The sequence below is a fragment of the Bartonella sp. CL100XZDX genome (assembly GCF_042195375.1).
GTDB lineage: Bacteria > Pseudomonadota > Alphaproteobacteria > Rhizobiales > Rhizobiaceae > Bartonella.
The window spans coordinates 97,068-121,484 of the sequence record NZ_JBHIOH010000018.1; the positions used below are offsets into that span (position 1 = coordinate 97,068).

Annotated in this window: 21 protein-coding genes, 2 tRNA genes and 2 pseudogenes; 5 read left to right on the forward strand and 20 right to left on the reverse strand. The window is 37.9% G+C overall.

The window, feature by feature from the left end:
• From ACFILU_RS01760 to ACFILU_RS01835, 16 genes and pseudogenes are all read right to left on the reverse strand, one after another.
• Positions 1 to 810: a biotin--[acetyl-CoA-carboxylase] ligase gene (locus ACFILU_RS01760; RefSeq protein ID WP_375631153.1), complete on the reverse strand. Its 810-nt coding sequence runs from the start codon at positions 808 to 810 to the stop codon at positions 1 to 3.
• A complete protein-coding gene (nuoN, locus tag ACFILU_RS01765) occupies positions 810 to 2,264 on the reverse strand; it encodes an NADH-quinone oxidoreductase subunit NuoN (RefSeq protein ID WP_375674478.1) in 1,455 nt (484 codons plus the stop codon). Before nuoN ends, ACFILU_RS01760 begins: the two co-directional genes overlap by 1 nt.
• 17 nt (positions 2,265 to 2,281) lie before the next feature.
• Entirely contained in the window at positions 2,282 to 3,751 is a 1,470-nt protein-coding gene (locus tag ACFILU_RS01770; protein WP_273791287.1) for an NADH-quinone oxidoreductase subunit M, read from the reverse strand.
• Positions 3,751 to 5,715: an NADH-quinone oxidoreductase subunit L gene (nuoL, locus tag ACFILU_RS01775; protein WP_375674480.1), complete on the reverse strand. Its 1,965-nt coding sequence runs from the start codon at positions 5,713 to 5,715 to the stop codon at positions 3,751 to 3,753. Before nuoL ends, ACFILU_RS01770 begins: the two co-directional genes overlap by 1 nt.
• Before the next feature lie 6 nt (positions 5,716 to 5,721).
• Entirely contained in the window at positions 5,722 to 6,030 is a 309-nt protein-coding gene (gene nuoK / locus ACFILU_RS01780; protein ID WP_273791275.1) for an NADH-quinone oxidoreductase subunit NuoK, read from the reverse strand.
• 13 nt (positions 6,031 to 6,043) lie between these two features.
• A complete protein-coding gene (locus tag ACFILU_RS01785) occupies positions 6,044 to 6,664 on the reverse strand; it encodes an NADH-quinone oxidoreductase subunit J (protein ID WP_273791276.1) in 621 nt (206 codons plus the stop codon).
• Between the two features lie 94 nt (positions 6,665 to 6,758).
• The gene (nuoI, locus tag ACFILU_RS01790) at positions 6,759 to 7,250 is read right to left on the reverse strand and encodes an NADH-quinone oxidoreductase subunit NuoI (RefSeq protein WP_273723184.1); all 492 of its coding nucleotides are present in this window, start codon (positions 7,248 to 7,250) and stop codon (positions 6,759 to 6,761) included.
• 14 nt (positions 7,251 to 7,264) lie between these two features.
• The gene (gene nuoH, locus ACFILU_RS01795) at positions 7,265 to 8,311 is read right to left on the reverse strand and encodes an NADH-quinone oxidoreductase subunit NuoH (RefSeq protein WP_375637643.1); all 1,047 of its coding nucleotides are present in this window, start codon (positions 8,309 to 8,311) and stop codon (positions 7,265 to 7,267) included.
• 27 nt (positions 8,312 to 8,338) lie between these two features.
• Complete coding sequence (gene nuoG, locus ACFILU_RS01800) at positions 8,339 to 10,408, reverse strand: NADH-quinone oxidoreductase subunit NuoG (protein WP_375674482.1); 2,070 nt, start codon at positions 10,406 to 10,408, stop codon at positions 8,339 to 8,341.
• Between the two features lie 68 nt (positions 10,409 to 10,476).
• On the reverse strand, positions 10,477 to 11,781 hold the full coding sequence (gene nuoF, locus ACFILU_RS01805; protein ID WP_273791278.1) for an NADH-quinone oxidoreductase subunit NuoF: 1,305 nt from the start codon (positions 11,779 to 11,781) through the stop codon (positions 10,477 to 10,479).
• Between the two features lie 145 nt (positions 11,782 to 11,926).
• Positions 11,927 to 12,599, reverse strand: a pseudogene (nuoE, locus tag ACFILU_RS01810) (NADH-quinone oxidoreductase subunit NuoE).
• Positions 12,599 to 13,789 carry an NADH-quinone oxidoreductase subunit D gene (locus tag ACFILU_RS01815; RefSeq protein WP_375674483.1) on the reverse strand — a complete coding sequence of 397 codons (1,191 nt, stop codon included), beginning with the start codon at positions 13,787 to 13,789 and terminating at the stop codon, positions 12,599 to 12,601. The pseudogene nuoE and the gene ACFILU_RS01815 overlap by 1 nt, the downstream one beginning before the upstream one ends.
• 121 nt (positions 13,790 to 13,910) lie before the next feature.
• On the reverse strand, positions 13,911 to 14,522 hold the full coding sequence (locus tag ACFILU_RS01820; RefSeq protein ID WP_375674484.1) for an NADH-quinone oxidoreductase subunit C: 612 nt from the start codon (positions 14,520 to 14,522) through the stop codon (positions 13,911 to 13,913).
• A gap of 14 nt (positions 14,523 to 14,536) precedes the next feature.
• Entirely contained in the window at positions 14,537 to 15,118 is a 582-nt protein-coding gene (locus ACFILU_RS01825; protein WP_375674485.1) for a NuoB/complex I 20 kDa subunit family protein, read from the reverse strand.
• The gene (locus ACFILU_RS01830) at positions 15,109 to 15,474 is read right to left on the reverse strand and encodes an NADH-quinone oxidoreductase subunit A (RefSeq protein WP_375674486.1); all 366 of its coding nucleotides are present in this window, start codon (positions 15,472 to 15,474) and stop codon (positions 15,109 to 15,111) included. Before ACFILU_RS01830 ends, ACFILU_RS01825 begins: the two co-directional genes overlap by 10 nt.
• Positions 15,475 to 15,773: 299 nt before the next feature.
• Positions 15,774 to 15,850: transfer RNA gene (locus ACFILU_RS01835), tRNA-Asp, on the reverse strand.
• Positions 15,851 to 16,024: 174 nt separating this feature from the next.
• On the opposite strand from ACFILU_RS01835, the gene ACFILU_RS01840 reads away from it, so the two are divergent.
• From ACFILU_RS01840 to ACFILU_RS01860, 5 genes and pseudogenes are all read left to right on the forward strand, one after another.
• A tRNA-Val gene (locus ACFILU_RS01840) sits at positions 16,025 to 16,100 on the forward strand.
• 144 nt (positions 16,101 to 16,244) lie between these two features.
• Positions 16,245 to 16,838 (forward strand): hypothetical protein, encoded by a 594-nt coding sequence (locus tag ACFILU_RS01845; RefSeq protein WP_375674488.1) that lies wholly within the window; start codon positions 16,245 to 16,247, stop codon positions 16,836 to 16,838.
• The gene (locus ACFILU_RS01850; RefSeq protein ID WP_375674490.1) at positions 16,831 to 18,615 is read left to right on the forward strand and encodes an MFS transporter; all 1,785 of its coding nucleotides are present in this window, start codon (positions 16,831 to 16,833) and stop codon (positions 18,613 to 18,615) included. The genes ACFILU_RS01845 and ACFILU_RS01850 overlap by 8 nt, the downstream gene beginning before the upstream one ends.
• Entirely contained in the window at positions 18,605 to 19,219 is a 615-nt protein-coding gene (locus ACFILU_RS01855) for a hypothetical protein (protein WP_375674491.1), read from the forward strand. The genes ACFILU_RS01850 and ACFILU_RS01855 overlap by 11 nt, the downstream gene beginning before the upstream one ends.
• A gap of 76 nt (positions 19,220 to 19,295) precedes the next feature.
• Positions 19,296 to 20,138, forward strand: a pseudogene (locus ACFILU_RS01860) (autotransporter domain-containing protein); the annotation flags it as partial.
• Between the two features lie 549 nt (positions 20,139 to 20,687).
• On the opposite strand, the gene ACFILU_RS01865 reads toward ACFILU_RS01860, so the two are convergent.
• From ACFILU_RS01865 to ACFILU_RS01880, 4 genes are read right to left on the reverse strand one after another with little or no spacing between them, the layout of a single operon-like run.
• The gene (locus tag ACFILU_RS01865) at positions 20,688 to 21,470 is read right to left on the reverse strand and encodes an ABC transporter ATP-binding protein (RefSeq protein WP_273790734.1); all 783 of its coding nucleotides are present in this window, start codon (positions 21,468 to 21,470) and stop codon (positions 20,688 to 20,690) included.
• A complete protein-coding gene (locus tag ACFILU_RS01870) occupies positions 21,457 to 22,341 on the reverse strand; it encodes an ABC transporter ATP-binding protein (RefSeq protein ID WP_273790733.1) in 885 nt (294 codons plus the stop codon). Before ACFILU_RS01870 ends, ACFILU_RS01865 begins: the two co-directional genes overlap by 14 nt.
• Positions 22,334 to 23,263, reverse strand: coding sequence for an ABC transporter permease (locus ACFILU_RS01875; protein ID WP_273790732.1), 930 nt, complete (start codon positions 23,261 to 23,263; stop codon positions 22,334 to 22,336). Before ACFILU_RS01875 ends, ACFILU_RS01870 begins: the two co-directional genes overlap by 8 nt.
• 2 nt (positions 23,264 to 23,265) lie before the next feature.
• Positions 23,266 to 24,339: an ABC transporter permease gene (locus tag ACFILU_RS01880; protein ID WP_375631682.1), complete on the reverse strand. Its 1,074-nt coding sequence runs from the start codon at positions 24,337 to 24,339 to the stop codon at positions 23,266 to 23,268.
• Positions 24,340 to 24,417: the final 78 nt, after the last annotated feature.

Below are 24,417 nucleotides of genomic sequence, written 5' to 3' on the forward strand. Positions count from 1 at the left end.
TCAATAACGACCTGCATTAATAGAATCAGCGGAACCAAAATGAACATCTCCAGCTGTTATAATGGCTGTCTGACCGTCTTTTTGCTTTATGATGCAGTTAAAATCACTATCAAGACCATCAAAAATACCCTCAATGACTTTTTCATCATTCACCACTTTGACATGTTTTCCAAGGTGAGCGGAATATAAAAGCCATTTTTTTCGGATTATTTCACATCCTTTTGGTTGTTTCCAAAGAAGGTAATTTTTAGAAAAACACTCCGTCAAAACCGTAAATAATTGTTCTGCATCAATATGCAAACCGATATTCTTTAAGCTTGAAGTGGAATAAGGTGCATCTTCATAATTATATTTCACATTTATTCCAATACCAATAACCAAGGCATATTGTTGTGATGACAATTTTAAAATCTCAAGCAAAACTCCAGAGCTTTTTTCTCCTTTGAGCAAAATATCGTTTGGCCATTTTAAGCTCACAATATTGTTTGTCTGCTTTTCCTCTTTTATCAATTGTTTTATTGCCTCTGCCACACTTACTCCAGCAACAAAGCCAAGTTGAGCCGCAGTTTGATGAACAATATCATCAATTAATAAAAGACTAGAATAAAGGTTCCCTTTTGGACTAGACCAAGTCCTCCCTCTTCTTGCTCTTCCCTGTGATTGTTCTTGTGCAACAATCCAAAGATTACCTTGATGACCAGTTTTCGCTTTTCGTTGCGCAATGAGATTTGTTGAATCAACACTATCGTACGCTTCAACCGTGTATCCCTGTTTTTGTGCAAAATCTGATAAAGTATAAACCATATTCATTAAAACAATGCTATTGCTGCTTTTTCTGCTAGCTCAGCGAACCAAACTCCAAAAAGCGCGTAAAATAAAATAAAGAATACAGAAAGACTAAGACAAAACTGAAGCTCATTCGATAAAGCAACAAAATGCGCTTTTGCATCATCAAACCACATAATTTTAATGACTCTCAAATAGTAAAAAGCCCCAACGACAGACGCTATCATCCCCACGACAGCAAGTGGAGTAAGTCCAGCGTGGACAGCCGCAGAAAATGTATACCACTTTCCAAAAAAACCAGCCATAGGAGGTATGCTTGCTAAAGAAAAAAGCTGTATTGTCATCACAACAGCCATAAAAGGATTCGTCTTTGCTAACCCTGAAAGATCATAAATATTTTCAACATTGCCATTCTGAGAGCGCATTCCAAGAATAAAGGCAAATGAACCAATCGTCATTCCAAGATAAATCGTCATATAAAGAATAACACTTTTTACTCCTAGCATATCTCCAGCAGATAAACCAACAAGTGCATAGCCCATATGACTGATCGAGGAATAAGCCATTAAGCGCTTAATATTATTTTGACCAATTGCAGCAAAAGCACCCAGTATCATTGATGCAATCGCCATGAACACCAAAATTTGTTGCCATGCAGGCATCACGTTATCAACACGCCCTAGGGGAATAAAGGTCATCACAATAATACGGATGATTAAAGCCATTGCAGCAACTTTAGGGGCACCAGCAAAAAATGCTGTAATCGGTGTGGGCGCTCCTTCATAAACATCAGGTGTCCACATATGAAATGGAACAGCAGAAATTTTGAAAGCCAAACCAGCTAAAATAAAGACAATTCCAAAAATGACCCCCAATTGTACATTCTTACCTTTTAAAGCAAGAGCAATTTCGTGAAAACCAATTTGACCGGTAAAACCATAAAGTAAAGAAATACCATAAAGAAGCACCCCTGAAGATAATGCTCCTAAAACAAAGTATTTTATACCGGCTTCAGAAGATTTCACATTATTACGATTAATCGCTGCTAAAACATATAAAGCTAAAGATTGCAATTCTAACCCCATATAAAGCGACAGCATATTACCCGCTGAAATCATAAACATCATTCCAAGGGTTGCTAAAAGAACAAGCACTGGAAACTCAAATATATTAAACTTTTGTGCATTGGCAAAACCAACAGACATGATAAGAGAAAAGAGTGCACCAATAAGCATTAAAATTTTCATATAACGACTAAAGGAATCGATAACGAGCGCATTGGTTTGAAATGAACCATTTTTCGGAAAAACTATAAGAATAATAATGGTTGCCACAAGAAGTGCCATGGCTAAACCTGTCACTGTTAAAGAAGCACGTGTATTGGAATAAACACCAATCATAAGTAGCACGACAGCTCCTAATGCAATTAAAAGCTCTGGAAGAATTAAGACTAATTGCGCTATTATTTCAGTTTGCATGTGCATTCTTCCCTTATCTAGTGCAGTTTATTGATGAGGGTTTCTACGGAAAACGCCGTTGCCTTAAGAATAGGCGTTGGATAGATACCAAAGAATATTGTAAGAATAACCATTGGATAAAGGAGGAATTTTTCTCTTAAAGAAAGATCTATTAATACTTTTAAATTCTCTTTATCCAAGGAACCAAAAACCACACGCCGATAAAGATAAAGGGCATAGGCTGCCGATAAGATAACACCTGTTGTTGCTAAAACAACAACTAATTTATTTACTTGAAAAACACCTATTAAGGTTAAAAATTCACCCAAAAATCCTGAACTTCCAGGCAAACCAACATTTGCCATAGTGAAAATTAAGAAAACAACAGCATATTTAGGCATATTATTCACTAAACCACCAAACGCTGAAATTTCACGTGTATGCAAGCGATCATAGATAACCCCAACACAAAGAAACAATGCTGCTGAAACAATTCCATGGGATAACATCTGATAAATAGCCCCTTGTATCCCCTGTTCATTTGCAGCAAAAATACCCATTGTCACATACCCCATATGCGCTATTGAAGAATAAGCAATAAGTTTTTTGATGTCACTTTGAACAAGTGCAACCAGTGATGTATAAATAATAGCGATAAGCGATAATGTGAAAACAAAAGGCGCAAAATCTGCTGAAGCGATAGGAAACATAGGCAAAGAAAAACGAAGAAAACCATACCCACCTAATTTGAGTAAGACACCAGCTAAAATAACGGAACCCGCTGTCGGTGCTTCTACGTGAGCATCAGGGAGCCATGTATGAACTGGCCACATTGGCATTTTAACTGCGAAAGAAGCAAAAAATGCAAGCCATAGCCATATTTGCATATGAGCAGGAAACTGATAATTGAGTAAAGTTGGTATATCAAGTGTCCCAGCCTCCCAATACATAACCATAAGAGCAACCAGCATAAGCACTGAACCAAGTAAAGTATATAAGAAAAACTTTATACTTGCATAAACACGACGTGCTCCTCCCCATACACCTATAATGATAAACATTGGAATAAGGCTGCCTTCAAAAAAAACATAGAATAGCATTGCATCAAGAGCACAAAAAACGCCAATAATCGCAACTTCTAGAAGAAGAAACGCAATCATATAAGCCTTTAATCTCTCTTTAACATTCTCCCAACTTGCTAAAATACAGAAAGGCAAAAGAAAAGCCGAGAGAACAACAAAAAGAATAGAAATACCATCAACCCCCATATGATAGCTAATACCCCCCCCTAACCAACTGGATTTTTCAACCATTTGAAAATTTTGGTTGCTAGAATCAAATCCTATCCAAATAATTAAAGAAATAATAAAAACAAATAGAGTCGTAAAAAATGCGACATTACGTATATTATGGCGTGCTACTTCACTATCATCTTTGATAAACAAAATCAGAAGCACACCAACAAGCGGCAAAAATGTAACCGTAGAAAGAATAGGCCAATCGGTCATTAGTTTACGCCCCCGATCATCATCCATGTAATGAGCAATGCAACGCCGATAAGCATTGCAAATGCATAGTGGTAAAGATAGCCTGTTTGCATTCGAACAACTCTATTTGTAATATCAACAACACGCGCTGCAATACCATTAGGACCTAGACCATCAATAATCTTACCGTCTCCCACTTTCCAAAGAAAAGAACCAATTCTAAAGGTAGGACGAACAAACAAAAAGTTATATAATTGATCGAAATACCATTTTTGGTAAAGAAAGTTATATGTTCTTGGCATAATACGAACCATTTTCTTAGGAAGAGATGGAATAGAAACATAAAATAAATAAGCTAAGATAAACCCAAGAAGCATCGCTATAAATGGCGACCATTTTACCCAATTAAAGACATGGTGGGCATCATGAAGAATGTGATTATGGCTGCTTGTAAATAATGCTCCCTTCCAAAAAGCATTATACAACTCACCAAAAAAGTAAGGTTGGAAAACGACACCAGAAAATATTGCTCCAATAGATAAAAGAAAGAGTGGAATCAACATAACTGGAGGCGATTCATGAACATGATGCATCACATCAACTGTTGCCCGTGGTTTACCATGGAATGTCATAAAGATAAGCCGCCATGAATAGAAACTTGTTAAAAAGGCAGCAAAAACAAGAAGATAAAAAGCATATCCTGAAGCAATATTATGAGATGCAAAAGCAGACTCTATAATCGCATCTTTTGAGAAAAAACCTGCAGTCCCGAAAAGTGTTCCTGGAATTCCAACACCGGTCAAGGCAATGGTCCCGACCATCATCATCCAATAGGTGACCTTTATATGTTTGCGTAACCCACCCATTTTTCGCATATCTTGTTCATCAGATACAGCATGAATCACAGAACCTGCACCAAGAAACAATAAGGCTTTAAAAAAAGCATGCGTAAAAAGATGAAAGACAGCAGCGCCATAAGCTCCAACACCTAATGCCACAAACATATAACCAAGTTGAGAGCATGTAGAGTAAGCAATAACACGCTTAATATCATTCTGCACCAACCCCACAGTTGCTGCAAAAAACGCTGTTGTTGCACCAACAATAATAATCACGGTCAAAGCAGTCGAAGAAAGTTCAAAAATTGGTGACATACGCGCAACCATAAAAACACCAGCCGTTACCATCGTAGCAGCATGAATAAGCGCTGATACAGGGGTTGGTCCTTCCATTGCATCAGGCAGCCAAGTATGTAAAAGAAATTGTGCGGATTTTCCCATCGCACCAATAAATAATAAAAGACATGTAATGGTAATTGCCGTCTGCCCATCAAATTGCCAATCTAAAAATGTCACATTTTGTATAAAGCTCTTGTCGGCAGCTTTTGCAAAAATAGAGGCAAAATCAACCGATTGGAACAAAACAAAAATACTAAAGATTCCTAAGAGAAAACCAAAGTCTCCAACACGGTTAACTACAAAAGCTTTCATTGCGGCCTTATTAGCAGAATCGCGCTGAAACCAAAAACCGATGAGTAAATAAGAAGCAAGTCCGACACCTTCCCATCCAAAAAACATCTGAATCAAATTATTGGATGTGACCAACATAAGCATCATAAATGTAAATAAAGAAAGATAAGAAAAAAAACGAGACCTTGAAGGATCATGATGCATATAACCAATTGAATAAATATGCACCAATGCCGAAACACTGTTTACAACAATAAGCATGACAGCGGTTAATGCATCAACATGTAAAGCCCAATTAAAGCTTAAGTCACCAACAGCCATCCAATGTAATACCGATACATCAATCGCTGGAATATGACCAAGTGCAGTACTGAAAAATGCTATCCACGATAATATGGCAACAACAACCATAAAGCTACATGTTATCAATTCACTCGCACGATCTCCTATCGTTTTTCCACCTAGTGCAGCAATTAAAAAACCCAAAAGCGGAAGAAAGACAATCGTATAATACATCACTGGTTAGCCTTTCATTACATTAACATCTTCAACCGCAATGGAACCACGATTACGGAAAAAAACGACCAGAATTGCTAAACCAATGGCAGCTTCAGCAGCTGCTACGGTTAAGACAAATAAAGCAAATACCTGACCAACGAGATCATGAAGAAATGCTGAAAATGCAACAAAATTGAGATTAACTGAAAGCAATATAAGCTCAATGGACATCAAGATAATAATCACGTTTTTTCTGTTGAGAAAAATTCCAGCAATACCAATTGTAAACATCAAAGCAGAAACAGTGAGATAATGTGTAATATCAATATACATCTACATAGCCCCCTTATATACCTTTGCCTGATTCAACTTGTTTGATTTCAATAGCACTTTCTACTGTTCTAGAAACTTGCTCCGCAATAGATTGCCGCTTTACTCCTAATTTATGACGAAGTGTTAGAACAATAGCTCCAATCATTGCAACCAATAAAATCATTCCAGCAATTTGAAAATAGAAAACATAATCCGTATAGAGAATATCACCTAATGCTTGTGTATTTGTTCGCTGGGCTAAATCTGGCATTGGTTGCGTAACATGCGTTCTCAAGATTGGAGAAAAATAGCTACTCATAAAAACAACAATCAATTCTACAGCGATAATAACACCAATAAGAGCTCCAATAGGAGCATACCGAAGAGTTCCACTCTTTAACTCAGCAAAATCAACGTCAAGCATCATAACGACAAATAAAAATAAAACAGCGACAGCTCCAACATACACAACAAGCAGAATAAGCCCTAAAAACTCTGCCCCTGCAAGTAAAAACAAAGCTGCTGCATTAAAAAATGCGAGGATTAAAAACAAAACAGAATGCACTGGATTGCGTGCTGTAATAACAATAACTGCACTTGTTAGCATAATAAAAGCAAACAAATAGAAAAATGCCGCCGCTAGATCTGTTAGCATAGGCTTCTCCTTAATTATTCAAACAATTGGTATAAACTTCATACCAGATTACAATTTATCGGAAAAATATCCGACACCTCATTTAACGATACACTTAACGATAAGGCGCATCCATCAATATATTTCGAGCAATTTCTCGCTCCCAGCGATCTCCATTCAATAAAAGCTTTTCTTTATCATAATAAAGTTCTTCACGTGTTTCCGTCGCAAACTCAAAATTTGGACCTTCGACAATAGCCTCAACCGGACAAGCTTCTTGACAAAAACCACAGTAAATACATTTAACCATATCGATATCATAACGGACAGTTCTACGTGTACCATCATTGCGCCGGGGCCCAGCTTCAATTGTAATCGCTTGAGCAGGACAAATCGCTTCACATAATTTACAAGCAATACACCGTTCTTCACCATTTGGATAGCGACGCAATGCATGCTCACCGCGAAAACGCTGAGATACAAAACCTTTTTCATAAGGATAATTAATCGTGGGCTTTGGTGAAAAAAATTGGCGCATAGCTAAGAAAAAAGCACTCACAAATTCCAATAGAAGAAGTGACTTTGCCGCCTGAATGAAACCTGACATCGTAAAATCTCCTCTTAAACGAAATCCGTAAACTTTAAAAAAGCAGCAGTTATCACAACCATTGCTAGTGAGAGAGGAAGAAAAACCTTCCAACCAAGCCGCATGAGCTGATCATAGCGATAACGTGGAACAAATGCTTTAACCATAGCAAACCAAAAAAATACAAAACAGACTTTTAAAACAAACCAAATGATACCAGGAACCCAATTAAGCCACCAAACATCTAAAGGAGGCAGCCAACCGCCTAAAAATAGAATGGTTGTTAATGCGCACATTAAAACAATCGCAACATATTCACCTAAAAAGAAGAGCATGTAAGGCGTTGAAGAATATTCTACCATATGACCAGCAACAAGTTCAGATTCTGCTTCCACCAAATCGAATGGAGGACGGTTTGTCTCTGCAAGCGCAGAAATAAAAAATATAATAAACATTGGAAAAAGGACCAACCAATTCCAATCGAGAAAACTGTTAAAAGGAAGACCAAGAGTTGTACCAAAACCATGACTTTGTTTAAGAACAATTGTTGTAAGATCCAACGAACCACTCACTAAAATAACGGTCACAAGCACAAAACCAATGGAAACTTCATAAGAAACCATTTGTGCCGCCGAACGAAGAGCTCCTAAGAAAGGATATTTTGAATTTGATGCCCATCCCCCCATAATAACACCATAAACTTCAAGAGATGAAATAGCTAAAATATAAAGCAAGCCAACATTAATCTTCGCAACCTCCCAACCCTCATTGACAGGAATAACAGCCCAAGTTGATAAAGCAAGTGTCGCTGAAACAAAAGGAGCCAAAAGAAAAACCCCCTTATTTGCACCTGCTGGGATAATAGGTTCTTTCACAACAAATTTAATTAAATCTGCAAAAGACTGTAACAATCCCCATGGACCAACAACGTTTGGTCCACGACGCAATTGTACCGCAGCCCAAATTTTTCTATCTGCGTAAAGAAGGTAAGCAACTAAGACCAAAAGAACGACCAAAAGAAGAAGTGTTTTTCCGATTATAATGAGTAATGGCAACAGCCAAGTCATAAAGAAATCATACATCATTATTCTTTTTCCTTTGCCCTTACTTTACAGTACAGTTTGCGTAGAACGATTTTTTGCAAGAGATGAACATTTAGCCATAACAGCAGAAGCACGTGCTATCGGATTTGTTAAATAAAAGTCTTTAACCATAGAAGTAAATGTTTGACTCTCGAGAGAAACCATTTTTGAACCAAGCGCCTTAAGACCACTTATATCAGAAGGCACTATATCATCAACAGCACAAAGGTGTGGATAATCATTAAACAAGCATTGCCTTAATTGAGGAAGAGAATCAAAAGGGAGTTTTTGTCCTAAAATATCCGATAAAGCACGCAAAATAGCCCAATCTTCTTTTGCTTCACCTGGAGCAAAACCAGCCCGATTTGTCATTTGAACACGTCCTTCTGTATTCACATAAAGCCCTGATTTTTCAGTGTAAGCAGATGCAGGCAAAATAACATCAGCAGCATGTGCACCATTATCACCATGGCTCCCAATATAAACTGTAAAAGCTTTTGTATTGGCTAATTCTACTTCATCAGCACCAAGCAAAAATAGAACTTCACAGGTTTTAAGTATATTTGCAACCCCAAGCTTAGAAGTAAAGCCTATGTCTAACCCTCCAACAATCGATGCTGCATTATGAAGAACCCCAAACCCATTCCATGTCTCACTAAGAGCACCAATATTATCAGCTAATTTAGCAAGACTTTTTAAAACAGATAAACCTTCATTTCCTGAAACAGCCCCCTCTCCGATAAGAATAAGGGGCCTCTTCGCTTCTTTTAAGACATTAAAAAAAACATCCTCTCCACGAATAAGTGTCGTTAATGTATCACTCCCAGATCCAAGGTAAGAATAAGGATAACGTAAATCGACTTTCTCTCCAATTAATGCAATAGGAAAATTGCCCATCCGTTGGCGCTTTAAAATACGCGCATTTAAAACAGCTGCTTCATGACGTGGATTAGATCCCACAATAAGCAGTGCATCAGCCTGTTCAATACCTACAATTGTAGGATTAAAAATATAACTCGAGCGTCCAAACTCTGGCGATAAAACCCCCCCTCTTTGACGACAATCAAAAAGCGTTGAGCCCAAAGAGCTCAATAATGTTTTAAGGGCATACATTTCTTCAACAGAAGCAAGATCTCCAGCAATGGCTCCAATTTTTTCTGGAAAAATTTTAGAGATCACCATTTTAATTTTTGCAAAAGCTTCTGTCCAACTGACAGGTTGAAGCTTTCCATCTTTGCGTACATATGGCTTATCAAGCCGCTGAGTCCGTAATCCATCCCAAATAAAACGCGTTTTATCAGAGATCCATTCCTCATTTACATCTTCATTCGTACGCGGCATAATCCGCATAACTTCACGGCCGCGGCTATCAATACGGATAGCACTACCAAGCGCATCCATCACATCAATCGATTCCGTTTTTACCAATTCCCACGGACGGGCATGAAACGCATAAGGTTTTGAAGTTAAAGCTCCCACTGGACAAAGATCAATAACATTTCCCTGTAATTCAGATGTCATAGCTTTTTCAAGATACGTCGTAATTTCAGCATCTTCACCACGACCGATCAAACCAAGCTCAGAAATACCTGCAACTTCCGTTGTAAAACGAACACACCGTGTACAATGAATACATCGTGTCATAACAGTTTTGACAAGAGGTCCAATATATTTATCTTCTACAGCACGTTTATTTTCTGTATAACGAGAACAATCTCGTCCATAAAGCATTGCTTGATCTTGAAGATCACACTCTCCCCCTTGATCACACACTGGACAATCCAAAGGATGATTAATGAGAAGAAATTCCATAACACCTTCACGTGCTTTTTTTACCATCGCCGTATTGGTAAAAATTTCAGGTGCTTCACCGTTAGGCCCTACTCGTAAATCACGAACCCCCATAGCACAAGAAGCCTGAGGTTTTGGAGGACCACCCTTAACCTCAACTAAACACATACGACAATTTCCAGCAATTGATAAAGATTCATGAAAACAAAAACGTGGCACTTCAACACCCGCCGCCTCAGCAGCCTGAAGCAACGTGTAGTAATCAGGAACTTCAATCTCTTTGCCATCAACTTTGATATTTATCATCACCCATCCAACCTGCGGATAACCCACTTAAAATTTGCATTCGGTTGCTCTTAGAACAAAATCCGTTATTAAACCGCTTCTAAAGCAATATTTTTGCTTTGGACTACATTTCGCGTGTATTCATCAATTCTACGCTCGATTTCCGGACGAAAATTACGTATCAACCCCTGTACAGGCCATGCGGCAGCATCACCAAGCGCACAAATAGTGTGTCCTTCAACCTGTTTAGACACTTCAAACAAAAGATCAATCTCGCGTTTTTGCGCTCTTCCTTCAACCATACGCCCTAAAAGACGCATCATCCACCCCGTCCCCTCACGACACGGTGTACACTGACCACAACTCTCGTGCTTGAAAAAAGCAGCTATACGCCAAATTGCCTTGATAATATCGGTTGATTTATCCATAACAATCATTCCCCCTGTGCCAAAAGAAGACCCGACATCCCTCATCCCATCAAAATCCATGATCGCATCGATCATATCCTCACCACGAACGACTGGACAAGAAGCCCCCCCTGGAATAACCGCTAAAAGATTATTCCATCCACCACGAACACCACCCGTATGTTTTTCAATTAATTCACGGAATGAAACACCAAGAGCGTCTTCAAATGTACAAGGTGCATTAACATGCCCTGAAACCATAAATAATTTCGTTCCAACATTATTTGCTCGTCCAATTGATGAAAACCACGAAGCACCCCGCCGCAAAATCGTTGGAACAACGGCAATAGACTCTACATTATTTACTGTTGTTGGACAGCCATAAACCCCCATATTGGCAGGAAATGGTGGCTTAAGCCGAGGTTGCCCCTTTTTTCCTTCAAGACTTTCAAGAAGAGCCGTTTCTTCACCACAAATATAAGCACCAGCTCCATGATGAATAACAATATCACAAGCATGCCCATATTTCGTTTTTTTGCCAAGTAACCCCGCATCATAGCACTCATCAACGGCAGCTTGAAGCGCTTCACGTTCACGAATATATTCACCACGAATATAAATAAAAGCAACATTGGCTCCCATAGCAAAAGTAGCGATTACACATCCTTCAATCAAAGTATGGGGGTCATGACGTAAAATATCACGGTCTTTACAAGTTCCAGGTTCAGATTCATCGGCATTGACAACCAAATAATGAGGACGCCCATCATTCTGCTTTGGCATAAAGGACCACTTCATTCCAGTAGGAAAACCAGCACCACCACGACCGCGTAAACCCGATGCCTTCACTTCGTCAATGATCCAATCACGACCTTTGTCAATCATCTCTTTCAGACCATTCCAATGCCCACGCAACATCGCAGCCTTTAATGATTTGTCTTTTAAGCCATAAATATTGGTGAAGATACGATCTTTATCAGCTAGCATACCTCACCTTTTTTCTATTACCCATAGCATTTTCCGCTTTTCCTCAAATGCAATTTTTAAATATCTTTTCAAGACTTCTTACTTTTCGTTAAATGTTGCCATCATGGGTAGAATAATAAAATATTTTTTCAAGAAAAATACTTAATTATGTTCCCATTCTTTCCTTATCCTTTTTTGGTGAAGACTTGAGAGATCTTTTTTTCTTTCTCATCATCAATAAGAGAAGTTAAACCACTAATCGGTTCCGACGATTTACGACTATTTTGTGGACCAACCGCTATCTCAGAACTTTCACCTGCTTCAAATGCATCAATAATTTCTTCAAGGCGTTCAGCTGTAAGATCTTCATAAGTATCTTTAAAAATCATAACCATCGGAGCATTAACACAAGCACCAAGACACTCCACCTCTTCCCATGATAAGGTTCCATCCTGATTGGTCGCAAAAGGTTCATGATGAATTTTTTTCTGACAAACTTTAATCAATTCATCAGAACCACGTAACATACAAGGCGTTGTACCACAAACTTGAATATGCGCTTTTGTTCCAACAGGCTTAAGCTGAAACTGAGTATAAAAAGTAGCAACTTCTAAGACACGGATATAAGCCATGGAAAGAATCTGAGCAATATGCTCAATCGCAGCACGTGTCACCCAACCATCTTGCTCTTGAGCGCGCATTAATAATGGAATTACAGCAGACTGCTGACGCCCTACAGGATATTTTTTTATGGTATTTTGTACCCATATCTGATTTTCTTTTGTAAAAGAAAACTCAGCCGGCTGATAAATATCATCTGCAAGACGGCGTACGGACATTAGCGATCAACCTCCCCAAAAACAATATCAATCGAACCCAAAATAGCTGTAGCATCTGCCAACATATGACCTCTGGTTAAAAAATCCATAGCTTGGAGATGAGCAAACCCAGGAGCACGCAACTTGACACGATAAGGCTTATTGGTCCCATCAGAAACAAGATAAACACCAAACTCACCCTTCGGAGCTTCCACAGCAACATATACTTCTCCAGGAGGTGTATGAAAACCTTCCGTATAGAGTTTAAAGTGATGAATCAGTGCTTCCATCGAGCTTTTCATTTCACTCCGCGTCGGTGGTACGATTTTGCAATCCAAGCTCGAAACCGGTCCACTTTTTTCAGTACTCAGTAAACGCTCCACACATTGGCGCATGATTTTCGCTGATTGACGCATTTCTTCCATACGAATAAGATAGCGATCATAACAATCGCTATTTTTACCTACAGGAATATCGAATTCCATTTCATCGTAACATTCATAAGGCTGACTTTTACGCAAATCCCACGGAACACCAGCTCCACGAATCATAACCCCAGAAAAACCGCGTGCCCAAGCTTCATCAATACTTACAACGCCAATATCCACATTACGCTGCTTAAAAATCCGATTTGGGGTCACAAGCGCATCAAGTTTTCCGAGAGAAACAAGAAATGGATCAATAAAATCACCAATATCTTCAACTAAAGATTCTGGTAAATCTTGATGCACGCCACCGGGACGAAAATAATTTGCATGAAGACGAGCACCGCAGGCACGCTCATAAAAAATCATCAACCTTTCACGTTGCTCAAACCCCCAAAGCGGTGGTGTTAAAGCGCCAACATCCATTGCCTGTGTCGTTACATTAAGCAAATGATTAAGAATACGCCCAATTTCAGAAAACAAAACACGTATTAATTGCCCTCTTTTAGGAACTTTAATATCTAATAACTTTTCAATAGCAAGAACAAAGGCATGTTCCTGATTCATAGGAGCAACATAATCCAAACGATCCAGATAAGGACCCGCTTGAAGATAAGTCTTTGTTTCCATTAATTTTTCAGTACCGCGATGCAACAACCCAATATGTGGATCTACACGCTCAACAACTTCACCGTCCAACTCCAGAACCATGCGCAAAACCCCATGCGCGGCAGGATGCTGCGGACCAAAATTGATATTAAAGTTTCGAACATTGACCTCAGCCACAATCAACCCCTTGCTTTTTAAAAAACTTCATATCAAATATCAAAAAAATCTATCACGCTAAAAAATATTTAATTATTTAAGAAATACAGTACTCTAATATAATGCCTTATCAAAACCAATATTATTTTTTTTCATCTGCTTTTCCATCACGTGGCAAAGTATACTGTCCTCCTTCCCAAGGAGACAGAAAATCAAAATTACGCATCTCTTGGCGCAAAACAACAGGCTCATAAATCACCTTCTTTGCTTCATTATCATAACGGCATTCAACAAATCCTGTCACAGGAAAGTCTTTGCGTAAAGGATATCCTTCAAACCCATAATCTGTTAAAATCCGTCTCAAATCCGGATGTCCTGAAAATAAAATCCCATACATATCATACGTTTCTCGTTCATACCACTCTGCACCAGGATAAACCGTACAAGCTGAAGCAACAGGAGTATTTTCATCAGTACGAACCTTTACACGTAAGCGTAAATTCTCACGAGGAGATAACAATTGGTAAGAAACATCAAAGCGCTTATCGCGAGAAGGATAATCCACACCACTAATGTCTGTAAGATTAATAAATTGACAGCGAGAATCATCTCGAACAAACATTAAGACATCGATAATTGCATCAAGACGTGCCACAATGGTCAATTCACCAAAAGCAAGAACAGTCTCTTCAAGCTTATTTTTTAACTTGTTTTCCAAATAAGCAGCAAGTTCAACCAATGTTTCATCCACCATGACAAGAAAACTCTCTATCGCTCTATGGATCCGGTACGACGGATTTTTTTCTGTAACAACAATATGCCGTATAATAATGCCTCTGCTGTAGGTGGACACCCTGGAACATATATATCGACAGGCACGATACGATCACATCCCCGCACTACTGAATAGGAATAATGATAATATCCCCCACCGTTTGCACATGACCCCATAGAAATCACATAACGTGGCTCAGGCATCTGATCATAAACCTTCCTTAAAGCAGGCGCCATCTTATTTGTGAGCGTACCAGCAACCACCATCACATCGGACTGGCGGGGTGAAGCTCGTGGTGCATATCCAAAACGCTCATTATCATAATGAGGCATTGAGCATTGCATCATTTCGATAGCACAACAAGCCAAACCAAAACTCATCCACATTAAAGAACCGGTACGTGCCCAAGTAATCAAAGCATCTGCCGAGGTAACTAAAAAACCCTTATCTGATAATTCAGCATTGATATCACGAAAAAACTTATCATCAGATCCTATCAGCCCACCAGTATTTGGATTAATGATTCCTTTTGGTTTTGGAGCCTCAATCGTTGAATTATTAGATCTTAATTCCATTCAAGAGCTCCTTTTTTCCATTCATATATAAATCCAATAGTCAAAATCGCTAAAAACACAATCATCGACCAAAAGCCAAACATACCTATTGATTCGAATGAAACAGCCCAAGGAAAAAGAAAAGCAACTTCAAGATCAAAAATAATAAATAAAATTGATACCAAATAGAAACGAATATCAAACTTCATGCGTGCATCACTAAATGAATTAAAACCACATTCATAAGCCGATAACTTTTCAGGATCGGGGGAACGATATGCTACAATGTAAGGTGTAATCAACAAAACTCCAGCAATAACCGCTGACACAATAATGAAAATAAAGACTGGTAAGTAAGAGCTCAATAAATAAGCCATAACCCTCTTCCATCGTAACGAAATGCCTGAGTTTAACACAATGATTCAATATTGCGAGACCAAACAGACAAATTTAACAATCGCTCTATTAACTCTACTCATACTGCTTCAAAGGCATACAGAGCGATACTTTTCTTATCGGCATAGGTAACGCAGAGCAAAGAAAGACGCAAGCCCTATTCTTATAAACCATATAAAAAGAAAGAAAAAACATATTTATCCCCCAATCAAATACTCCACCACCTCACTCAATAGCATATGAATACTTTAAAAAGGAAATTTCATAAGGAATCAAGAAATGGCGCGAGTGACGGGGCTCGAACCCGCGACCTCCGGCGTGACAGGCCAGCACTCTAACCAACTGAGCTACACCCGCGCATTTTTTTTCGAACCAATTTAATTTGGTACAAGCGGTCGTGTAAGGGGTTCATGCGTTTATGTCAAGAAGGATTATGCATTTTTAAAAAAAATTATCAAATACCATCTTTATTCTTGCGTTTAGAAAAATTTTTCCTTAAAGAGTCTCCATTCAATTGCTGATCATTGCATTGGGCGATTAGCTCAGCTGGTAGAGCGCCTCGTTTACACCGAGGATGTCGGGAGTTCGAGTCTCTCATCGCCCACCATATAGCTTTACATTCCTATTCAGTTATTGATTCTTCATATATTTTTTAAAGATGAGAAATGCCTGAATAAAGTATTGTTATTTCTATGGATTCGACTAGTGTCCAAGGATATTATGATATACGGGAGCGAATAAATTTGATCGCGTGTGGAAAAACATTGAAACAGTTAAGAATCTTCAACCTCTGCAAAGTATAGGAATAAGAGCGACAGTTACCAAAGAGATTCTAGAAAATATTATTAATTTTATCGATTTTTGTATAAGCAAAGATGTCGATTATATCGGATTCAGCCCGCTCGATACGTCGTCATTTAGTTTTTCTAGAAAAAATAATACAAAGGATCGATCTAAGGCTTTAAGAAACAAAACTCTTCCGCCAAACGCTTCACTTTTTCATTTGAGAGATGAATTATCAAGGAAAGAATCCCCCCTCCAGATTTATATAGATAAAAAGTTCCAAGAAAGGAAAATCTCATGGACGTCACAAAATTTTGTAAATTGTATTAATTATTACTTAGGCGAAAATTCTATGTACGTTTCGTCGCCGTTAATGTGTTTATTTCCATTTTCATCCTTGGTATTGGACTATAATGGAGATTTAAAAAATTGCTTTTATTCAGAAGCTTTTGGGAATCTACAAAATTATGAGGCAATAGATTGGTCTGCTCAGAGCGTTTTAAAATCTTTGAAAGAATCTGGCGCATGTAGCGGATGTCGTGGGAAGGTATTTTGTGGATAAGGTTAAGCAATTTAAGATTTATAGTGTTAGCAAGTCTACTGCTATAGTGGTTGCTGTTTTACCACTTTTTTTGTCGGAAAAATTGCATTTGTCGCAAGCGGATATTGTTTTAATCGGTAGTTATTTTTTATTGCTTCCTTTGATCTTAGAAGTCCCCTTGGGTTTATTATCAGATGTTTATGGAAGTAAGCGCGTTATTTATACTGGGCTGTTTTTCTTTCTTTGCGGTTTTTTAGCTCTTTTTATGAATTATGCATATTTTGCTTACGCCACTTATTTATTGTGTATTACATTAGCAGCCGCTTGTTTCTCAGGTGCGGAAGATAGTTTACTCTTTTCTGTAGTACCAAAGCATCGCACACTGTTTTCCGTTAAGTCTGAAGTGGCTGCTGTTACCTATAGTGTAACAACGGTACTTATTTTTTTAGGAGGAATACTTTATTATTTGCATCCTGCATTGCCTGTGATTTTTCAAGTCCTTTCATTAATTTTTGCTATTTTTATGTTTTCAAAACTGACGAAGGGATTAGATAGTTTTCATATCAACGCTCATCCGAATATTTTCACAGTTATGTGCGCCAGCCGTAAAGAAGTCAAAAATCCTTATCGCTTCACTCTTATTTTTTTAAGTGCAGTTTCAGCTTTTGCTATTTTGGTTAATAATCGAACTGTTTCTATCGCATTTTCTGATTTTTTGCCATTTCAACCTGCTATTTTGGTTTCGATTATTTTTATCATTGGGAATTTTTGTTCAGCAAGTTCCAATATATTGTTTCAGAAGTATTTTTCAAAATTTCAAAATCCTATTTTTCCAGTCTTAATGATTGGTTGTATGGTAACCATTGCTTTTTTTCTCATGTCATTTCAAATCATTGCGGCTCTTATATTAGGATTTTTACTGCTATGTGTTTTTAAATCTGCTTATCGATCTTATCTGTCGTCTCTTCTTATAAATTCACTGATTGATCCCAAAGCTATCGCGACTGTTTTATCATTTACAGCCATTATTACAGCTGTTGTATCCTTTGCATTCAGTTTTTTATACGGTCATATTTTTTCAACATTCTGGCAAGCTAATTTGTGGTTGGCAGTGATTATGGCTGTGATTTTTGGGGTGTCTGCTTTAATTATTTTTGTCAAAAAACAAGAAATCATTTGGTTACAGCCTGAAAATGCACAATCGTCAAAACAACATTTCTTGAAACGCAAGCATCAAGAGTTTTGCTATGGGCAAATTTATCCGGAAGCATCGTGCATTAATGAAAACATCAAGGATGGCTCTTTTCGACAAAGTCTCTATCCTGCACCAAATTTGATAACACTTTGCGATAAAGTAGTCGAATGGGAGTTTATCCGGGGTACTGTATTGAGCCAAATGGATTTGCTACATCAAAAGGTGATTATTGATCAAATCAATAAGATCTTTCAAGATCGATTAAGCAAGAATATAATCTTATCACACGGAGATTTACATCCTGATAATATCATTGTTACTTCTGATAGTTCTTTTATGGTAGTGGATTGGGATTTATGTCAAGAAGCTAGTCCGGAATTGGATATCTTAACATTTTTCACCAGTCCAAGATTATCTCTCAATTTAGAAGAACGGATAGACTATATTTCTCATTTGCTGTCTATATCAAAGGATGAAGCTTTACCAATGATAAAAGCGTTTGTGGCTAAAAAAATTTCTGATCTTTCTCTATACCAAAATATTTTCATGAAACAATTAGTATTGGATTATATAAACTTGAATAAGAAATTTCATGGGCGATAATATTGTAATTTGTAATGAAAATTGCAGTGCGGGCTGCAATCATTGTCCGTATTCGATGGAATATATGGTGAGAGATGACGCGTTGCCTGAATCTTTATATACAATAAATGACATAAAATCTGATTTTATTATTCTTTCTGGTGGAGAGCCTTTTGAGCTCGATTATGATTTATTTCATAAATATACTTGTATGTGTCTCATTTGTAAAAAATATTTTCGGATTGCAACAGGGGGGCACATCTATATTCAACCATATTTGAAGCTATTAAAGAGTAATCCGTTCTTTTTAGGGATACAAATAGGCACAGATGTTATTTCAGAGATAAGAAATCTAGACAGTAAAAAATATAAACAAACGTGGGTGCGTAACATAGAATGTATGAAAAAAGATAGCGTACCATATAGTGTGACGATTACTTTATCGGAGAGATTCGATTTGGCAGAAGTGTTAGCTCTAATACGTATCGCTACTCCCGAGTTCATTTTAGTTAATTTTGAAAATAGAAAAAAGTATGAGAATACATTTCAGTTAAATATGATACGGGATTTTTTTTCTGGCTGTGAGATAAAATATGGATATACGCATCAGAGTTTACACCAATAAATATAAACTATCGGATTCTTTTCACAGTTCTTCTGGTGTGTTAGTTGAAAAAACAGATGTCTTAAGGAAAGAATAAGACAAACGGAATGGCTTCTTCTTATACGTCTATGGAAAACAGGAAGCTTATTTTCTGATAAGTAGTGCTCCTAGTAAATATGGTTATAGCAGTGCTCATCTTCGTTATACTGCTCTACAAGGAGCTATTAACCTTGTCGCGCAGAAGGGAAAAATATCTACAATACATTTTGGTCTTGTCGGAACCTACGGGCAACTCTCCTTCACTCCAAAGAATATGCAAGACAGCAAGTAAGAGCATATTGAATAAATGGTCATTTCAACTCACCGCCTATGGCAGTAAACAGCGTGACAGTGGTTTCTATCTTGATACGCTGTTATCCTATGGCTTCCTAAAGGGAAAGATCACCAATGCCCTCATTAATACAACCGCAAAATTGAAAAATACAAAAATGTTGGCGATCTCCACAAATGTTGGCAAACAATTTGCAACGGGTATTCAAGGCGTAACATTCAAACCGCAGGCACAGCTTGCCTATCAACATTTGATGTTTGATACCATTAAAGATGCTGATAATCTGACCATTGACATGCAAAATCCTTCTCAATGGATAATCCGTGTTGGTGGACGTTTGACAAAAACCATTGCCACTGAAAACAGCCGTCCTATGTCTTTCTATGGAAAAGTAAACTTGATCAAAACCTTTGGTGATGATCAGACACTCCATATCGATAAGGATTATAAACGTGACCCCTCGGGAAGTTCCGTTGAAGGTGGGCTTGGTATTAGTGCACAATTGTCCGCTAACCTCTCCCTTCATGGTGATGTCAGCTATCAACAAAAGCTTCAAAAACTGGTATAAGTGGTGCAAGCTTTTCAGGAAGAATACGCTATCAGTTTTAAATAACGACTGTAAAAAACAGCCCATTCAATTTAACAAAAAGGCAGTATATTGCTGCCTTTTTGGCTTATTATAAGCTGTTTTTAAGCGCTTTTTTAAATAGAGAACAGCGAAATATTTGAAGACTGTCATTGACCATTGAATGTTTTTTACAAAAAATTCTTTTTATAAAGAATAAAACTGTAAAAAGAGAACAACCAAAAACAAAATAATATTGAAAAATAATGTGAAGCTTTTCTAGAAAATACAGTATTACTATCTTTTGTTATTTCTCACAAATTTAATGCTTTCAATGCCAAAATAAAACTTTTGAACATAAAATGATAAGTAAAAATAATGTAACAATATTAAACAAAGGGATGTATGTTATAAGTCACTCGTATATTTCAAAATGGGAGTTCTAGTAGGATTTAAAATATTATAGCTCAAACACTGCCCAGCAAATTCATACTGGAAAAATCCTATTATGCCCTTCCCTCTTAACAATACCGCCAAACATCACCAGAAACTTCAAAACAAATAAAATTGCATTTTCTCTTCTGTAAAATGGATCATGCTCTTTGCTCTCTATGGACAATAGGCTCTATACTTGCTTCAAAAAACTCCTTTGTATAATCGTGTTGCGCATGTAGATTACGCAATTCATCATTGCTAAGCTCTTCAAGAATAATCCCTTTATGCATAATTCCAACACGTTCACAAATATGTGCAACAACAGCAAGATCATGGGATACCATTAAATAAGTAAGCTTTTTTCTCACGCGCAATGATTTCAACAAGTTTAAAATTTCAGCCTGTACCGACACATCCAATGCAGATGTTGGCTCATCAAGCAATAACACCTCTGGCTCAATAATTAAAGCACGTGCAAGAGCAATACGCTGACGCTGCCCTCCAGACAACTCATGAGGATAACGATAAAGAAATGAAGAATCTAAACCAACGGAATCTAAAGCATCCTCTACCCGCTCTCTTTGATTATCCATCCCATGGATTTTGAGCGATTCAGAAAGAACCGTATGGACCATTTTTCTTGGATGCAGCGAAGCATAAGGATCTTGAAAAACCATTTGAATACAGCGTAAAAAATCCTTACTTCTTTTCTTTTCAACTTCTTGTCCAGCAAAAAGAAACTTTCCACTATAATCTGGAATAAGCCCCACCAATGTATTCAAAATAGTTGACTTTCCACATCCGGATTCACCAATCAAACCATAAGCTTCACCACGCTTAATATGAAAATTAACATTTTTAACAACTGTTACTGCCTTATGCCTATGACCAAAAGTTACAGATAAATTAGAAACATCAATAATATTCTCACAATTTGTCATGAGGAACCTCCTCAACACCATTAACAATCGTAGGATTATACAACCAATCAGGATCACGCTCAGGAACAGCCAAAATATCAACTGGATTATCAAGCCGTGGCAAACTCGCGAGCAACGCCTTTGTATAAGGATGACAAGCGTGAGACAAATCAGAAGCAGGCAACTCTTCTAGCACACGGCCCGCATACATCACTAAAATACGATCACAAAAATCAGCAATCATATTTAAATCATGACTAATGAAAATAAGTCCCGTTCCAGACTTTGTAACAAGTTCATCTAATACGGATAAAACTTGCCGTCTAACCGTAATATCAAGTGCAGATGTTGGTTCATCGGCAATAATTAAATCAGGTTTTGGAATGAGCATCATTGCAATCATCACACGCTGCCCCATCCCCCCAGATATTTCATGAGGAAAGAGACGCATCACATGTTCAGGATCACGAATATGAACAGATTCTAACATAGATATGGTGCGCTCCCGCGCTTCAGCTTTTGAAACACGATAATGAATACGGTAAGCCTCCATAATCTGTTCCCCGATCCGTATTAATGGATTAAGTGAATATTTGGGGTCCTGTAAAATCATTGAAATACGTTTCCCACGGATTTTTCGCATCTGAGGTTCACTTGCGGCCAATAAATCAACATCCTCAAAGCGCATTTTTTTAGCTTTAACAATGGCTGCTTTTGGACTTAACCTTAGTATTGCGCGCCCAGTCATCGATTTTCCAGATCCGGATTCACCAACAATTCCAATTTTTTCTTTTCCAACAGAAAAACTAACGCCACGCACAACTTCTGAAATGCCGCGCGTTGTAGGAAAAGAAATACGTAAATCTTCTACTTCTAATAATTTATTACCCATTGCGTGGATCCAATACATCACGAAGACCATCACCTAAAAGGTTGAAAGCAAGACTTGCAAATAATATTGCACAGCCTGGTATTGCCGCCAACCACCAATTTGTCATCATAAATTCCCGCCCTGAAGAAAGCATCGCACCCCATTCAGGACTTGGAAGTTGAGCTCCCAACCCTAAAAAACCAAGACCAGCAGCCGTTAAAATAATTCCAGACATATCCAAAGTTAATCGTACAATCACTGAAGGAATACACATGGGCGCAACATGAAACAAAATAATTCGCCAAGCAGAGGCCCCTTGCAAACGAACTACAGAAACATAATCAGAAGAACGTATTGTCAAAGTCTCAGCACGTGCTAAACGTGCAATTGGCGGCCATGCTGCAATTGAAATTGCAATAGAAGCATTTTCAATCCCCGGTCCCAATGCGGCTGAAAATGCAAGAGCTAAAATCAAACCTGGAAAAGCAAGAAAAATATCGACAATACGCATGAGCACAGTATCAACCCATCCGCCCATATAACCAGATACAGTTCCTACAATAAGCCCTATTGGACCTACAATAACTGTTGTAAGAAAAACAACATAAAGAGTGATACGGGAACCAAAAACAAGGCGACTAAAAATGTCACGTCCCAATTCATCTGTTCCAAAATAATGCGCCATAGAGGGTGGCTGCAACCGATGCCCTAGATCATTGCTAAGAAAATCATGCGTAGCAATCCAAGGAGCAAAAAATGCACATATGATAATAATACAAATAATAAGCAGACCGAATACAGCCGAAAAGTTATGAAAAAACTTAGCCAGTGCGTGATAAATTCTTTGTATGTTCGCTTGAATTATGGAGTTTGGAACAGGATCGTTTAACCAACTACCCAAAGAAGATGATGATTGCGATTTATGATGATTACTTACTGTCATATTCAACGTGTCCTTGGATCAAAAATGCGATAAAGCAAATCAGAAAATAAATTAATGGCGACAAAGATAAATCCTACAAGTAAAGTACATCCTACAACTGCATTCATATCTCCGGCTAAAAGAGCATTTGTCAAGTAATGTCCAAAACCAGGCCAAGCAAAAACTGTCTCCGTTAAAACAGCCCCTTCTAATAAAAAAGCATAAGAAAGCGCAACAACAGTAATAATTTGAACAGCAGCATTTCGAAAGGCATGCCCCCAAACGGTTCGCGCCCACGATAATCCCTTTACACGTGCAGTAATGATATATTCCTGATTAAGCTGCTCAATCATAAACCCACGAGTCATACGGCTAATATAAGCCATAGCACCGAAAGCCAAGATCAAAGCAGGCATAATAACGTGACTAAAAACATTACCAAAAGCCTCCCATTGTCCTTGGCTTGCCGTATCCCAAAGGAAAAATCCTGTTTTTGGTTCAAAAGAATATTCATAAAGAAAATCAATACGTCCTGGGCCACCAACCCAGCCAAGCTTGGCGTAAAATATTAACAACGCCATTAATCCGAGCCAAAACGTTGGAGTAGAATAACTTACAAGTGTAAAAACACGGACAACATAATCAATAAATGAATCGCGATACATTGCTGCAAAAACACCAAATGGAATTCCAAGAGTTGTGCCAATAACAATAGCAACGGTTGCAAGCTCTAATGTTGCAGGAAATACACGCATAATATCGGCTAGAACAGGTCGCCCAGAAGTTAAAGCATCTCCAAAGTCAAACAAAAATACATTATGAAGATACTTCCAATATTGGACAATCAACGGCTTATCAAGACCCAGCTTATAATACATTGCATCATAAGCTTCCTGACTGATATTATCACCAAGAATAGACAGAACCGGATCTAGAGGAAGAAGATGACCAAGAAAAAAAGTGATCGTCACCAACCCAAGCAATGTGATAAAAACTGAAATAAGAAGTTTCAATCCTTTGCATAAAAAATCCCATAAAAATAATTTTTTCTGCTTTTCTGATACAGCTCTTTCAGTCTCTGAAAGTGGCAAAACCATTATAAAAATCCCCTCTGTAGCGACAAAACATAAAGCAAATACCTCTTTTTATATAACGAAACAACCTCTTATGAAGCA